Source organism: Streptomyces sp. 15-116A, from assembly GCF_025290915.1.
Classification (GTDB): domain Bacteria; phylum Actinomycetota; class Actinomycetes; order Streptomycetales; family Streptomycetaceae; genus Streptomyces.
This window is the reverse complement of record NZ_JAOCQE010000027.1, coordinates 1-14,480: the sequence shown is the minus strand read 5'-3', so window position 1 is coordinate 14,480 and position 14,480 is coordinate 1. Positions and strand designations below refer to the sequence as shown.

Genomic DNA, 14,480 nt, shown 5'->3' with positions numbered 1-14,480 from the left:
CCACCCATGGCCCTCATCGCCCTCGCCGCCGACAAGGGTTCCCCCGGCGTCACCACCGCGGCCGTCGCCCTCGCGGCGGTCTGGCCGCGGCGCGTGCTGCTCGCCGAGACGGACCCGGCGGGCGGTGACCTCGTCTACCGCAGTGCCGCCGCGCACGGCGGGCCGCTCAACCCCAACACCGGCATGCTCTCCATCGCGGCCACCGCCCGCCGCGGCCTCGTGCCCGACCAACTCTGGGACCACGTCCAGCCGTTGAGCGGCGGCCTCGAAGTGCTCGTCGGCCTCGGCATCGCCGAGCAGGCCGCCGGGCTCGCCGGGCTGTGGCCCACCCTCGGCCGTGCCTTCGCCTCGCTCGCCGACTCCCCGCACGCGCCCGCCGACGTCATCGCCGACTGCGGGCGCATCAGCGGGGACACCCCGGCCGTCGAACTGTTCCCGCACGCCGCCCTCGTCCTGCTCATCTCCCGCACCGAGCCCGAGGCGCTCGCCCGCGTCCGGGACCGTGCCGCCGCCCTCGCCACCAAGCTGCACGGTGGCCCGCGCGGTGCCGCCAACCTCGGCAACCCGGCCATCGGCGTCGTCCTCGTCGCCGACACCGGCAACGCCGCCAAGCTGGCCTCCCAGGTCAACGACATGCTCGTGCACGCCCAGACCGGCGCCCGCGTGGTCGGCACCCTCGCCGACGACCCGGCCGGCGCCGAGCAGCTCGCGGGCCGCAGGCGCGGCCGGCTCGACAAGTCGCTGCTGATCCGCTCCGCCCGCAAGGTGACCGCCGACCTGTACCAGCAGTACGGCGCCGCCTGGACCGCCTCCGCCAACGCCCAGCACCACCAGCAGGCACAGGCCCAGGCCCAGGCTCAGGCCCAGCAGCAGGCTCAGGCTCAGCAGCACGTACAGCCCCAGCCCCAGCCCCAGGCCCAGCCCCAGGCCCAGCAGCACGCCCAGGCCCAGCCCCCGCAGCAGGTCTCGCACCCCCAGCCCCCGCACGCCCAGCAGTACCAGCCCCAGAACCCCCAGGCCGCCCACCCCCACGGCGGCGGCCCCGTCACCGGCCACGCCGGAGCCGGGCGATGACCGCTGTCGATCACCAGCTGGTCAAGCGGTTCCGTCAGGACGCCGGCGACCGGATCGCCGAACAGCGCCGTCTCGACCAGGTCAACGGCGTCACGCCGATGTCCACCGAGGACGAGCGGCAGTACGCCCGTGCCGTCATAGCCCAGATACTCGAGGAGTACGCCCGCGCCGAGATCAACGCGGGCCGCACTCCGCTGGACGCCGAGACGGAGGAGCAGTACGCGGCCGCCGTGCACGCCGCCCTCTTCGGTGTCGGCCGGCTCCAGCCGCTGCTGGACGACCCCGAGGTCGAGAACATCGACATCAACGGCTGTGACCAGGTCTTCGTCGGCTACTCCGACGGCCGCGAGGTCCGCGGCGAGCCCGTCGCCGAGACCGACGAGGAGCTGATCGAGCTCATCCAGGTGCTGGGCGCGTACTCCGGACTGTCCTCCCGGCCCTTCGACTCCGCCAACCCCCAGCTCGATCTGCGGCTTCCGGACGGCTCCCGGCTCTCCGCCGTGATGGACGTGGCGCGCCGCCCCGCGCTGTCCATCCGTCGCGCGCGCATGGGCAAGGTGTTCATCTCCGACCTCGTCGGGAACGGCACCCTCACTCCCGAGCTCGGCCACTTCCTCGCCTGTGCGGTCCGCGCCCGCAAGAACATCATGATCGCGGGCGCCACCAACGCCGGTAAGACGACGCTGCTGCGCGCCCTCGCCAACGAGATCCCGCCGCACGAGCGGCTCATCACCGTCGAGCGCGCCCTGGAGCTCGGGCTCGACCAGTTCCCCGAACTGCACCCGAATGTCGTGGCGTTCGAGGAGCGGCTGCCCAACTCCGAGGGGCAGGGCGCCATTTCCATGGCGGAACTCGTCCGCCGCAGTCTCCGTATGAACCCCTCCCGCGTCATCGTCGGTGAGGTGCTCGGCGACGAGATCGTGACGATGCTGAACGCGATGTCCCAGGGCAACGACGGCTCACTGTCCACGATCCACGCCAACAGCTCCAGCGAGGTCTTCAACCGCATCTCCACCTACGCCCTGCAGGCCAGCGAACGGCTGCCGATCGAGGCGAGCCAGATGCTGATCGCGGGCGCGGTGAACTTCGTCGTCTTCATCCAGCGGCGCAACGACTTCCAGAACGGCGGCCGGCTCCAGCGCATGGTCACCTCGGTCCGCGAGGTCAACGGCGTCGACGGACGGGTGCTGTCCAGCGAGGTGTTCGCGGAGACTCCCGACGGCCGGGTCGTGCCGCACGCCCCCCTTGCCTGCCTGGAGGAACTCATGGCACACGGCTACCGGCCCAGCGGAACGTGGGGGTGACCGGGACGATGACGCTCGCCGCACTCGGCTCGCTCGGTTCCATGGGCGGGCTGTTCTCCACCACCGTGCTCTACGCGCTGGCGTGCGGTGTCGCCGTCGGCGGCGGCCTCGCCCTGCTCGCCGTCGCCGTACGCGGACTGCCCGCCAAGCCCGAGCACGAGAAGCAGAAGGCGACCGAACGGGCCAACGAGCTCATCCGGTTCGCGGGCCGGCGCGGCTCGCTCGCCGCGATCGTCGGCCTCGTCGTGCTGCTGCTGACCCGATGGGCCGTCGCCGGCATCGCCGCCGCCGTCCTCGTCTTCTTCTGGGACCGCCTCTTCGGCGGCGCCGCCGAAGAGCGGGCCGCGATGCGGCGGGTGGAGGCGCTGGCCTCCTGGACGGAGTCGCTGCGCGACACCATCGCCGGTGCCGTCGGCCTGGAGCAGGCCATCCCGGCCTCCGCCCGCGCCGCCGCGCCCGTGCTGCGCCCGCATCTCGACGCTCTCGTCGACCGGTTGCGCGCCCGCACCCCGCTGCCCGACGCGCTCCAGCAGCTCGCCGACGAGATCGACGACGCCTCCGCCGACATCATCGTCGCCGCGCTCATCCTCAACGCCCGGCTGCGCGGCCCCGGTCTGCGGCAGGTGCTCGGCGCGCTCGCCAAGTCGGCGCGCGAGGAGGTCGACATGCGGCAGCGCGTGATGGCGCAGCGGGCGTCCACCCGCCGCTCCGTGCAGATCGTCGTCGCCGTGTCGATCGCGTTCGTGCTCGGACTGTCCATCTTCAACCGCGACTTCGTCGAGCCGTACGGAACGGCCGTCGGGCAGCTCGTCCTCGCCTGTGTCTGCGGGCTGTTCGCGCTGGGCTTCTGGTGGCTGCGCAAGCTGTCCACGATCGAGACGCCGGAGCGTTTCCTGGTGCGCGACGAGGCGGCCGTGCAGTTCGTCCGGCCCCGGAGCACGGTCGGGGCCGCGGCCTCACCGCAGCAGCTGCCGCAGGAAGAGGGGGTACGGCGGTGAAGGAACTGACGATGCCGATCGTGGTCGGCGCGATCGTCGGCCTGGGCGTCTACGTCCTGGTCCGCGCCCTGATGCCGACCAGGCGCAGCGCGATCTCGCAGGTCGCGCGGATCGACGCGATGCGGGCGCGCGGCGCGGCCTACGAGTCGGCGCGCTCGGCGCGGCAGGACAGCGGACGCTTCGGCTCGCTGCGGGCCGAAGTGGGCGCGCGGGTGGCCGAGTTCTATCTGCAGCAGGGCTGGGAGCAGCGCTCGCTGCGGGCCGACCTGGCGGTGCTGGAGCGCAGCTGGGAGAAGTTCCTGGCGACGAAGGTGCTGCTGGCGGCGGGCGGGCTGTTCTTCGGGCCGTTCCTGTTCGCGGTCGTCTGGACGATCGGCTTCAGCAAGAGCCCGATCATTCCGGTGTGGCTGGCGCTGCTGTGCGCCGTCGTCTTCTTCTTCCTGCCCGACCTCGAGGTACGCCGGGACGCCGCCGAGAAGCGGCGCGACCTGCGCCGGGTCATCGGCGCCTATCTGGACCTGGTGTCGATGAGCCTGGCCGGCGGGCGCGGTCTGCCCGAAGCGCTGATGGCGGCGGCCGAGGTGTCCGACGGCTGGGCGAGTCACCGCATCCGCAACGCCCTCGCCGACGCCCGCATCACCGGCATCAGCCAGTGGCAGGCGCTGGGACAGCTGGGCGAGGAGCTGGGCGTGGAGGAGCTGAAGGACCTCTCCGCCTCCCTCGCGCTCGTCGCCGACGACGGAGCCAAGGTCCGCGAGTCCCTCGCCTCCCGCGCGGAGACCATGCGGCACCGCGAACTCGCCGAGATCGAGGGCAGCGCGGGCGAGAAGTCCCAGTCGATGCTCGTGGCGCAGCTGCTGCTGTGTGCGGGGTTCCTCGTGTTCCTGATCTTCCCGGCGGCGATGCGGGTGTTCCAGGTGTGAGAACCGTGACCCTGAACGTGTCTCCTTAAGCCCTACGTCTTTTCCGTGCACCGAATTCGAGAGGACAACGCGTCATGAACGGACGTACCTTCCACGGCCGTACCTTCCACACCGGCATCCCCGCCGTCGACTTCCTGGTCACCTTCATGCGGGCCCGCGTGGAGCGCGCCCGCTCCGGCGAACTCGACCGCGGTGCCTCCGCGGTGGAGTGGGTCATCATCTCCGCGGTCGTCGTGGCGATCGTCGGTGTCGTGGCCGCCATCATCAACGCCGCGCTGAGCGAAGGCGCCAACAAGGTCGGCGACTGCATCAAGGGCGCGGACGCGGGCAAGACCTGCTGACCGGACGTACGACGCCGATGTCCACGCGCGCCCTCCGGGTACGCCGCTGGGTACGCCGACGGGTCGAGGCCGCCTCCGCCCGCGGTGACTCCGGCATGTCCGCGATCGAGTTCGTGCTGCTCACGCCCGTGCTGTTCTTCATGATCTTCGCGACGGTGCAGTTCGCGCTGTACTTCTTCGCCGATCACGTCGCCCAGGCGGCGGCGCAGGCGGGCGCCCGCAAGGCGCGTGCGACGGCGGACGCCGAGCCGGGCGGCTGGCGCGGCGAGGCGCGGGACGTCGTGGACAGCTATATCCGGCAACTGGGCCCGCAGTTGGTGCTGGCGCCGGACGTGAAGATGCTCCAGCCGGAGCAGAACACGGTGGGCGTGGAGGTCACGGCGCGTATTCCCACGGTGTTCCCGGGCCTGGATCTGACGGTGCACGCGCAGTCGGTCGGCCCGGTGGAGCGTTTCGTGCAGGAGGAGCCGTAGATGGAGTTCCCTCTCTTCGGCACCCGCGCGGTCCGGGGGGACGACGACCGGGGCCTGTCCACCGTCGAGGTGGTGATCCTCGCCCCGGTGATGATCCTGTTCATCCTGGTGCTGGTGGCCTTCGGTCAACTGGTCGACGGGCGGGGCGCGTTGGACGGTGCGGCGCGCGACGCGGCACGCGCGGGCTCCATCCAGAAGGACCACGCGACGGCGATGGCGGAGGCACGCAAGGCAGCGGAGGCGAATCTCGCGGACGTCTGCGCGGGCCCGGTGACCGTCGTCCAGACCAGCCCGGGCTTCGAGCCCGACACCATCTTCACGGTCGAGGTGAGCTGCGAGGTGCGGGGCCTTGCGATGCTGGGCCTGGACATCCCGACGACGCTGACGTCGAGCTTCAGCTCGCCGCTGGATCCGTACCGGAGGACGGCGTGAGAGACGCGCTGCATGCGTGGCTGCTGAACCGCTTCTCACGCCTGGACGACCGTGGTTCGGGCGCGGGCGCGGTCATCATCTTCGCCCTCGTCTTCCTCTCCCTCTCGGCCTTCGTGATCGACGGCGGCATGTCCATCTCCAAGCGGGAGCGGGCGGCCGACATCGCGGAACAGGCGGCCCGTTACGCCGCCCAGGACATCGACCGCGAGGCCCTCTACGACGACGTGGGCGGCCCGGCCCCGATCAACTACGAGAACTGCGACGCCCGCGTGAAGGCCTTCGCCCGCGAGATGGACATGTCGGGCCCGGACATCGCGGCGACCCACTGCGTGGCGGCGAACGCACAACAGGTCGAGGTCGAGGTCCAGTTGACGTACGCCCCCGTCTTCACGGGCATGTTCTACGGCGGAGATGTGACGGTCCACGGCCAGGCGATCGCGGAGAACGAGGTCGGCTGAGCGAGCCGGACAGCATCAGTCGGCGTGGTCCGAGAAGTACTGCAGCAGAGCGAACGGCGAGGACGACAAGGCTCCGCCCAGAGTGAGGACATCCGTGTCCACTTCCTCGAGGACGATGGCGATCGCCAGGTCTACCGCGTCGACGGGACCGGTGGCCGTGCCTTCGCTGAACGTCGTGGCCGGCGGGACGTGTCGCCCGGGTGTGATCGAGACCCGAACTCCCTCCCTCTCCAGGATCCTCACCATGCCGAGGTCCTGCACGGTGTAGGTGTAGCCCCGTTCGCCGTATGTGATCCGCAGGGCGCGATCTGCCTTCCGCAGCGCCCGGGAGTTGAACCGCAGCTCAGCGCGGCGACCGCCAAGCGTCAGCTCGGCCTTGAACAGCGAGGGACGCCCCGTCCTCCGCCTACCCCGAAAGATCGTCTCCGGGAAGGCGGGACCGCTCAGCGTCGCGGTGTCCATTCCCTTCTCAAGAGGCCGGTAGAGCGGGCAGCGCGCCACGACGACCGATCCGAAGTGCCCGACCTCTCCCTTGATTCCGGCCGTCGGCAATTGCTTCTTGGGGCGAATGGTGTACGGCATCAGCTCGAACTTCACGACGCCAACCTGCCATGGATCTGCACAGATTTCACGCGGAGGCCGTTTACCGGCCGCAAGGCCCGGCGATGACCGCGGATCGACCGCCGTGAGGGACGGGAGCAACCCGCTGGACGGCCGGTTTGCGTGAAGAACTCGAGACCGGCGGTGAAGCGGAATTCACAATGATGACCTCGAGACGTCGTGGAATTCCCGCATCGCTCCCTCACGGCTGGCTGCTCATTCATGAACGTGCTTTGATCGGCTCGCGCAGATCGCCGGTAGCGAATCCCCCGATCGATCGGGCGGGTGCCGCCACCGAAAGCTGACATGAAGGGAATCGCGTCATGAACCTCGCCCCCCAGGTCGAGACCGCCGAAATCTCCGACGCCGACCTGGAGCTCGTCTCCGGCGGCCAGGCCGGCGTCGCCACCAGCCTCAATCTCGGCATCCACGCCGAGCCCGGCGCCCTGGGCGTCCACGTCGAGGCCGGCAACCTCGGCCTCACCGCGGGCGTCGGCGCCGCGGTCTCGCCGCAGGGCGTCTCGGTGGACGGCCACCTGAGCGCGACGCTGTACTGACGTACGTCCCGACACAGGGACGCCGAGGGCAAGCGGGGCGGGATTTACTTCTCGCCTCGCTTGCCCTGTTTTTTTGGCCGCCCGAAAGCTCATGCCCTGTTTCCCTGGGGGGCGGTTTTGAGGGTTTGGAGGAAGGAGATGAAGGCGGAGTGGGGGAAGGAGAGGGGGGCGTGAGTGGGGACTTTCGAGTCGCGTATGGAGATCCGGGCGGGGGAGCAGGCAATCTCTATGCAGTTGTTGCCGTCGCCGCTGCCGGAATACGACGATTTCTGCCAAATGTCGGGGGTGGGCACGGCTGCCTCATAGCTCCTTCGTCAGACGGTGAATGAAGTCACGCGAACGGTCGGGGTCGAGTGACACGGACTCCACCATATGGAACAGCGTGCGATAGGAGGTGAGTTGAGCTTCCGAGTCGATGAAGCAGGATCCCTGTGGGGCGTCCCGCACGACGGTGTCCAGCCTGGGGACGACTCCGCCTACGTACATCATGGCGTTGGTGGCTCCGGCGAAGCCGTCCAGGTCGAACGGGATGACCCGTACGGTGATGTGGTCCGCCTCAGAAAGCTGCAGAATGCGGCCGAGTTGAGCGCGGCTGGCGGTGCGGTCCGCCACGCGGATGCGCAGGGCCGCCTCATGGATGACGGCCGTGAAGGGAACGGGCCGAGGGCCCTCGATGATCCTCCTGCGTTCCATTCGGTGCTGCACGCGCAGGTCGAGGTCCTCCGTGGGTAGCTGGGGCACCCGGTAGGAGAAGACCGCGCGGGCGTAGTCCTCGGTCTGGAAGAGGCCCGGTACGTGCAGGAACTCGACGTCCATGCGGTAGGCGCCGTGGTGCTCCAGTTCGGCGAGGTCCAGGAACGGCGTGGGCAGGAGCCCCCGGTACTTCTCCCACCATCCGCGAGTCCGGTCGGTCGCCATGTCCACCAGCGCTTCGATCAACTGCTCGTCGGTGCACGAGTAATGAGCGGCGAGCTGCCGTACACGTGTTTGGCTGACGCCTGCCACGCCGGCCTCGATCTGGCTCATCTGCGCCGAGTCGGTGCCGAGCAGTGCCGCCGCTTCACGCCCCTTGAGTCCGGCGGCCTCGCGTAGTTTCCGCAGTTCGGCGCCCAGCCGTGCTTGGCGTGCGGTGGCCTGCTGCCTGCGCGGCATGGCTTCCTCCTCGCCTCCAACTTCCGGGAGGCAGTGACACGTTCGGGGTGGAGATTATGGCAACGACTTGCGACGTCCCAAATTGTGGCCCTACGGTCAGTGATGCGACGCACACAGTGCGGCGACGCGGGGGCCCCGGAAGCGCACCGCTCCGTCATGCCAGGACGGCTGCGGCGAAGCCACCGCCCGCGATACCGCCGATGAGTCAATCCCCCTTCCCCTGAAGGGAGTTCACGCATGCCCGAAACCGGTGTCGAAGAGACCGCCCCAGCACCCTGGGAGTACACCCTGTCCATCCCGAACGACGTACGAGCCGTCACCGTCTGTCGCCGCACGGTTCGGCTGATCCTCACGATGCACGGGCTGATCGGCCTCGCGGACACCGCGGAGTTGCTCGCGGCGGAGCTCGTCGCCAATTCCGTACGGCATGCGAAGGGGCCCGCGGCGCTCCGGGTGCGCTGGTCGGCCGGTGTGCTGCGGATCGGGGCCTGGGACGCGGATCCGGAACCGCCGGGCCCACCGGGCTGCTTCGACAGGCTCACGGAGTCGGAGGAGGGGCGGGGCCTCGCGCTGGTGCGGGCCTGCTCCGACCTGTGGGGCTGGCAGCCGCTCGCGCGGGACGGCAGCAGGGGCAAGTACGTGTGGTGTGACCTTGTCGCGGCGTGATGCGTCGATCGGTCCCAGGGCAGATCAACCTCTGATGTTGCTCAAGAAGCCACAAACGTGATCATCCCGGCCGTAGATTCGGGTTCGGCCGCCGAGGTGAGGGAGGTGCGTGATGACGGTCGAGGATGTGGCGGTGATCGCGCTGGTGGTGGAAGTGGTGGTCATCGTGTCGGCGCGGGTCGGGACCGAGCGGCGCCACTGGGAGCACGCCGAGCGGCGAGGGCCCGCTCCGTTGAAGAGGGACGACGTCACGCACGTGGCGGGGCTGCTGTACGCGGTGGCCGTGGTCGCGATGGTGACGGGTGCCGTGGTGACCGGGGTTGAGCTGACGTTGCCGGCGGTCGGTGCGTTCGCGATGTTCGGCGTCCTGCTGCCGGCGTTCGCCGCGAACTCCGTGATGGTGATGGCGACGCGGGGGCATGCCGCGCGCGTCGCCGCGTGGCAGCGGAGTGTTGCCTGTGCGGTCGCCGCGGGTGGGGGACTCGTGTCGGTCGGCCTTGTCGGCTGATGGACGAGGCCGACCTGCACGCGTGAGCCCGGTTCACCGGTTGATCGACTGAATCTCCTGGACGTTCATGTCCTGGGTCGTCTCGAAGGTGCCGTCGGGGAGGTCGCCGGTCGCGCCGCCTGTTCCCGCCCAGGAGATCTGCCAGGTGATCGACGCCTTGAGCTGGTACGGGGTGCCGTTGGAGGCGCGGAGGTAGCGGATGCCGCAGGGTGGGGTCATGTCGGCGCTGCCCTTGGTGTACGGCGTGCCGATCGAACCGTCCTCGTTGATCTCGCAGTCGCCGGAGGCGGGGTAGGTCTCCGCGTCCTTCGTACCGGGGTCGAGGTGCAGGGCGATCGGCTTGGCCGTTGTCTCCGCCCACAGGCCGGTGCCCGGCAACTCGGCGCGGACCTTGACCTCCTTGAAGGTGCCCTTGTCCAGCCACACCCAGGTCGGCAGATTCACCGTGGACTTGGCTTCGGGCTTCAGCTCGACCTCGGTCTCGGGGACCTTTATCGCGTTGTACGCGTATGCGGCGAGCATCTCCGGGGTCGGAGCATTCGGATCGTCGGGGATCTCTCCCGCGTCGACCCAGAACATGATGCGTCCGCAGTCCCAGGAATCCGGATCCGACGAGTCGGGGGCCACACCCCGCCAGAAGTAGCCGTCCTTGCCGAGGTTGTAGTCCTTGTATCCCTCGGCCGTGCTGTTGGCGGGTGCGTGGAGGTCGAAGTTCTCCGCCGGCTTGCCGTCCCGGTAGTGGTCGGTCCACAGTTCCTTGCCGAACCACGACTCATGAATGCCGACATCGCCGCCACCGTCCGTGTCCACGAACTTCTTGAGCTGTTCGGGCGTGAAGGCGGGCTCGTACCAGCAAGCAGGAGGCTTCCAGTTCGGGTCGATCGCGGCGAGACCACCTTGCCTGCCGCCACCGTTCCCGCCGCTCGGATACGAGATGCGGATGCTGGACACACCTGCTGACAGCGTTCCCTTGCCGTCCGTGCCACCGCTCGGCTGATCGGCGGGCGGCACCGTGGTGTTGTCGCCGGGGCCGGCTGCGTGGGCGTTGCTCCCCGACCACAGCGCGGCCATCAGAGTCAGGGCTGCGGTACCGCTGAGGATGTGCCGCGCGGACGTCATCGCCGGCACTCCTTCACCCGACCCTGCACCTCGATCTGCAGGACCTTCCAGATCTTCTGGCCCCCCTGGGGCGGCTTCATCAGGAGCCGGAACTCCTGGTAGTCGTTGAGGCTTTCCTTCGTGTACCTGATCTTCCGCGTCTTCACGTTCTTGCCGTAGAACTTGCTCTGATCCCGGCACATCGTGACGAGTACGCCGCCGGAACTCGCGACGTCGTCGGTCCTGGCGTCGTAGTAGTCGTCCGTTCCGGTAGCGGTCCATTCGTCGTCGACCCAGGACTGGATCTGTTTCCTGGCGTACTGGGTAGCGTTGCCGAGCGAATAGAACCGATATGCCGGGTCTTCGGGGTCCTGGGCGGTGATGCCGTGATTCAGGGCGAGTATGTAGTTCTTGGCGTTGTCGAGGGCTGCCGCGTGACGGCTGTCGGAGGGTTGATCCACCTCGAACTCGACCTTCAGGTAGCTCGGCAGGCTCATGTCCGGACGGCCCGAGTCGGCGCCGGAGCTCGTCGAAGCCGAAGGGCTGCCGCCCGTGTCCGCCCCCTTGATGTCATCCGGTGCGTCGCTGTCACCCCCGCAAGCCGTCAGCAGCAAGGCCGCGGTTGTCGTCAGTGCTGCGGTGGTCGTGGACAGGGTGCGGCGGGCCACGATCGGTCTCCCCCTGGTTCGGCTGTGTGCAACAGAGAACGAAGCTATCAGGGGGTGGAGATGCCGAGTTGAGAGGCAATGGGGTCTTGTGTGGGGGACGTGAGGTTGGTGCGTAGCGGTTGCGAAGGGGATGAAGTCGCCCCGTGCGACGCTGTCGGTGGCGGTCGTCTCACTCCGGCCGCCGCCTCGGTGCTTCGACTGCGGCCATACGAGTCAATAAGATCTCTGTAGGCTCAGCAGACCCGTGAGCCGCCACACCCCACAGCAGCACACGCTCCTCCCACACGACCACACCAGGACACCCGCCATGCCGCGACGCCGCACCTCAAGCCCGTCAAGCTCGACGGGAAGCTCGTCGGGAAGCCCCGCGGGAGGTTCCGCCGTGCCGCGGAACCGGACGCCGCAGCCCGTGCGGGTGCGGCGGCGGTCGTTCGGGGACTTCCTCAAGGCGTTTCTCGCGTTCGTCGCGCTGCTCGTGCTGCTCGTCGGCGTTCCGTTCGCGCTCGCCACACAGGCGGGGTGGCCGTTGCCGAGCTCGTTCGAGCCCATGGAGTGGCTGCGGCAGCCGGTGACGACCGAGACGTTCCTGAGGATCCTCACCTTCGTCGTCTGGCTCGCCTGGGCGCAGTTCACCGCCTGTGTGCTCGTGGAGATGAAGGCCGCGCTGTCCGGCGTCGGCGTGCCGGGGCGGGTGCCCGGCGCCGGGCCCAGCCAGCTGCTCGCCCGGCAGCTCGTCGCCGCGCTGCTCCTCGTCGGCGCCACCGCGGCCAGCTTCACGCCCGGACTCAGCGCCCTGGGACAGAGCTTGGAAGGGAACCAGAAGCCGTCCGTCGCCGCCGCCCAGCAGACGCCCGGGCTCTTCGCCCAGCAGCAGGAGCAGGCCGCCGGTGCCGCCGCCGCGCTCGCCGAGCAGGCCTCCCACGCCGCCGCGCACGCCGACGGGAGCGCCAAGCAGGGGGACACAAAGTTCTACCGGATCCAGCCGCCCGAGGGGCGCCACCACGACTCCCTCTGGGAGATCGCCGAGCGGCACCTCGGCGACGGACGCCGCTACAAGGAGATCTTCGAGCTCAACAAGGACCGTACGCAGCCCGACGGTTCCAAGCTGTCCGAGGCCAGCCTCATCCGGCCCGGCTGGATCATGGAGATGCCGGGCGACGCGCGCGGTGGCGAGCTGGTCGAGATGCCCGATGAGGCGCCCGCCGTCTCGCCCGAGGTCCAGCAGCAGATCCACGACTACGCGCAGACCGGGACAGGGAAAGAGGCGCAGGCGCAGACCGGGGGTGGCTCCTCGCCCATCTCCCTGCCCGAGCAGCGGCCCGCCCCCGCCCAGGAGAGCACCGCCCACGACAACGCCGGGCACCAGCAGGCCCCGCAGCACGCCGCCCCCGCCCACAAAGACTCCTTCGGCCTCCCCGAAGCCCTCCTCGGCGCCCCCCTCCTCGCCGCCGGCCTCCTCGGCGCCCTCGGCCACCGGCGCCGCCAGGCCCTGTGGCAGTCGGCGCTCGGCGGCATCGGAACCGGGCGGCGCGGCATGGAGCCCCCCACCCCCACCGGCGACGCGCAGGACGCGCAGGACGCGCTCCTCGTCGGCGCCGACCCCGAGGGCGTACGGCTGCTGGACCGGTCGCTGCGCGGGCTCGCCGCCTCCCTCGCCGCCGAGTCGCGGCCGCTGCCGACCGTCTACGCGGCCTGGCTCAGCAACGGCGATCTGCACCTCCAGCTCGCCCAGCCCGCCGGAAAGCCGCCGACGCCCTGGCAGCTGGGGCAGGACCAGACGTTCTGGATGCTCGCCAAGGACGACGCCGAGAGGTACGAGGACACCGACACCGCCGCCCCCTACCCGGGCCTCGTCAGCCTCGGCACCATGGACGACTCCCGGCTGCTGCTCAACCTGGAGTCGGTGCCCGGCCTCGTCTCCCTCTCCGGCCGCGAGGCCGACCGCGCCGCCGTCTTCGCCTCCGTCGCCGCCGAGCTGGCCACCAACGGCTGGTCGGACCGCATGACCATCACCCTCGTCGGCTTCGGCGAGGACCTCACCCCGCTCGCCCCGAACCGGCTGCGCCACCTCGACGGCATCGAGGCGCTGCTGGAGACCATGGAGGCCGAGACCCGGCAGCGGAGGGGAGCGCTGGGCGCCGCCGGGCACGACTCCGTGCTCACCGGCCGCACCGGGCCCGCCCAGCACACCCGTTGGGCCCCCCACCTCGTCCTGCTCGCCGCCGTGCCGTCCCCCGAGGACGCCGTGAAGCTCGCCGAACTCGCCGCCGACGCCAGCCGCCTCGGCATCGGCTACCTCGTCGGCACCGAGACCGGCGAACTGCCCGGCGCCGCCTGGGAGATGGAGATCACCGGCGAGGGCAGGCTGCTCGCCCCGCTCCTCGGCCTCGAACTCGACGCCCAGCTCCTGCCGACCGCCCAGCAGCGCGCGGTGGTCGAGCTGTTCGTCGAGGCCGACCCCGAACGCGGGCCCGACGGCCCGTCCAGCACCCCGCCGTTCCTCGTCGACGTCAGCGAGCAGGGACGGCCCGCCGTCTACGCCCGCCTGGTCGGCTCGTACGAGATCATCGGCCTCGACGCCCCGGACGGCGAGCGCAGCGCCCTGCTGCACGAGGCGCTCGCGATGCTGCTCCTGCACCGCGAGGGCGTGCACCCGCGCGTGCTGTCCTCCGCGCTGTGGCCGCGCGGGGTCACCGACGACGTCCGCGAGGCACTCATCGAGCGGCTGCGCGCCTGGCTCGGCACCGACCCCGACGGCACGCCCCGCCTGCGCACCGACGACACCGGCCGGCTCGTCCTCGCCAAGTCCGTCGTCTCCGACCTGGACGTCCTGCGGTCCCTCTACCACGAGGCCACGCAGGGCCGGGGTGTGGGCAACCGGGCTGTGCGCGGGCGGCTGCTCACCGACGCGCTCGTCCTGGTGCGCGGGCCGCTGCTCGCCGACCGGCCCGCCGGCCGCTACCGCTGGCTCACCCATGAGATCGTCGACGCCCAGCTGCCGCTGCTCGTCGCGGACACCGGACTCGCGCTCGCCGAGTTCCACATGGAGAAGGACCGCGCGGAGAAGGCCATCGAGGCGCTCAACGCCGCACTGCGCACCGCCCCGGCCGACGAGCGCCTGTGGAACGAGCTGCTGCGCGCCACCCACGCGCTCGGCGACCCCGAGCGGCTGACCGCCCTCGCCACCGACCTCATCGGCCGCGGCGGCGCCCGCGGTCTGCCGCCGCG

The 14,480-nt window shown here is 70.3% G+C and carries 16 protein-coding genes and 1 pseudogene; 12 read left to right on the top strand and 5 right to left on the bottom strand.

The features are described from left to right. Positions 1-6 precede the first annotated feature (6 nt). From N4P33_RS07860 to N4P33_RS07825, 8 genes and pseudogenes are all read left to right on the top strand, one after another. A pseudogene (locus N4P33_RS07860) lies at positions 7-891 on the top strand (hypothetical protein); the annotation flags it as partial. A gap of 179 nt (positions 892-1,070) precedes the next feature. After that, entirely contained in the window at positions 1,071-2,378 is a 1,308-nt protein-coding gene (locus N4P33_RS07855; protein WP_260825585.1) for a CpaF family protein, read from the top strand. Between the two features lie 41 nt (positions 2,379-2,419). Further along, positions 2,420-3,376 carry a type II secretion system F family protein gene (locus tag N4P33_RS07850; RefSeq protein WP_399028980.1) on the top strand — a complete coding sequence of 319 codons (957 nt, stop codon included), beginning with the start codon at positions 2,420-2,422 and terminating at the stop codon, positions 3,374-3,376. Between the two features lie 11 nt (positions 3,377-3,387). Then, entirely contained in the window at positions 3,388-4,299 is a 912-nt protein-coding gene (locus N4P33_RS07845; RefSeq protein WP_260825583.1) for a type II secretion system F family protein, read from the top strand. Between the two features lie 74 nt (positions 4,300-4,373). Continuing rightward, positions 4,374-4,640: a hypothetical protein gene (locus N4P33_RS07840; protein ID WP_260825582.1), complete on the top strand. Its 267-nt coding sequence runs from the start codon at positions 4,374-4,376 to the stop codon at positions 4,638-4,640. A 17-nt stretch (positions 4,641-4,657) separates the two neighbouring features. Beyond that, complete coding sequence (locus N4P33_RS07835) at positions 4,658-5,113, top strand: TadE family protein (protein ID WP_260825581.1); 456 nt, start codon at positions 4,658-4,660, stop codon at positions 5,111-5,113. Beyond that, positions 5,114-5,545 (top strand): TadE/TadG family type IV pilus assembly protein, encoded by a 432-nt coding sequence (locus tag N4P33_RS07830; RefSeq protein WP_260825580.1) that lies wholly within the window; start codon positions 5,114-5,116, stop codon positions 5,543-5,545. Further along, entirely contained in the window at positions 5,542-6,003 is a 462-nt protein-coding gene (locus N4P33_RS07825; protein ID WP_260825579.1) for a TadE/TadG family type IV pilus assembly protein, read from the top strand. Before N4P33_RS07830 ends, N4P33_RS07825 begins: the two co-directional genes overlap by 4 nt. 15 nt (positions 6,004-6,018) lie before the next feature. Here the strand turns inward: N4P33_RS07825 and N4P33_RS07820 are convergent, their stop codons facing one another. Continuing rightward, positions 6,019-6,600 carry a hypothetical protein gene (locus N4P33_RS07820; RefSeq protein ID WP_260825578.1) on the bottom strand — a complete coding sequence of 194 codons (582 nt, stop codon included), beginning with the start codon at positions 6,598-6,600 and terminating at the stop codon, positions 6,019-6,021. A gap of 326 nt (positions 6,601-6,926) precedes the next feature. Here N4P33_RS07820 and N4P33_RS07815 point away from each other — a divergent pair, with 326 nt between their 5' ends. Beyond that, positions 6,927-7,160, top strand: coding sequence for a hypothetical protein (locus tag N4P33_RS07815; protein WP_260825577.1), 234 nt, complete (start codon positions 6,927-6,929; stop codon positions 7,158-7,160). 89 nt (positions 7,161-7,249) lie between these two features. On the opposite strand, the gene N4P33_RS07810 is transcribed toward N4P33_RS07815, so the two are convergent. After that, positions 7,250-7,453 (bottom strand): DUF397 domain-containing protein, encoded by a 204-nt coding sequence (locus tag N4P33_RS07810; protein ID WP_260825576.1) that lies wholly within the window; start codon positions 7,451-7,453, stop codon positions 7,250-7,252. A 7-nt stretch (positions 7,454-7,460) separates the two neighbouring features. Beyond that, the gene (locus tag N4P33_RS07805) at positions 7,461-8,312 is read right to left on the bottom strand and encodes a helix-turn-helix transcriptional regulator (RefSeq protein WP_260825575.1); all 852 of its coding nucleotides are present in this window, start codon (positions 8,310-8,312) and stop codon (positions 7,461-7,463) included. A gap of 237 nt (positions 8,313-8,549) precedes the next feature. On the opposite strand from N4P33_RS07805, the gene N4P33_RS07800 reads away from it, so the two are divergent. After that, complete coding sequence (locus N4P33_RS07800; protein ID WP_260825574.1) at positions 8,550-8,978, top strand: ATP-binding protein; 429 nt, start codon at positions 8,550-8,552, stop codon at positions 8,976-8,978. 112 nt (positions 8,979-9,090) lie between these two features. Further along, entirely contained in the window at positions 9,091-9,486 is a 396-nt protein-coding gene (locus N4P33_RS07795; protein WP_260825573.1) for a hypothetical protein, read from the top strand. Between the two features lie 33 nt (positions 9,487-9,519). Here the strand turns inward: N4P33_RS07795 and N4P33_RS07790 are convergent, their stop codons facing one another. Further along, positions 9,520-10,605, bottom strand: coding sequence for a hypothetical protein (locus N4P33_RS07790; protein ID WP_260825572.1), 1,086 nt, complete (start codon positions 10,603-10,605; stop codon positions 9,520-9,522). Continuing rightward, a complete protein-coding gene (locus tag N4P33_RS07785) occupies positions 10,602-11,252 on the bottom strand; it encodes a hypothetical protein (RefSeq protein WP_260825571.1) in 651 nt (216 codons plus the stop codon). Before N4P33_RS07785 ends, N4P33_RS07790 begins: the two co-directional genes overlap by 4 nt. 307 nt (positions 11,253-11,559) lie before the next feature. Between N4P33_RS07785 and N4P33_RS07780 the strand changes: the two genes are divergently transcribed. Continuing rightward, positions 11,560-14,480, top strand: a 2,921-nt coding sequence (locus N4P33_RS07780) for a BTAD domain-containing putative transcriptional regulator (RefSeq protein ID WP_260825570.1), incomplete at its 3' end; no start/stop codon positions are given.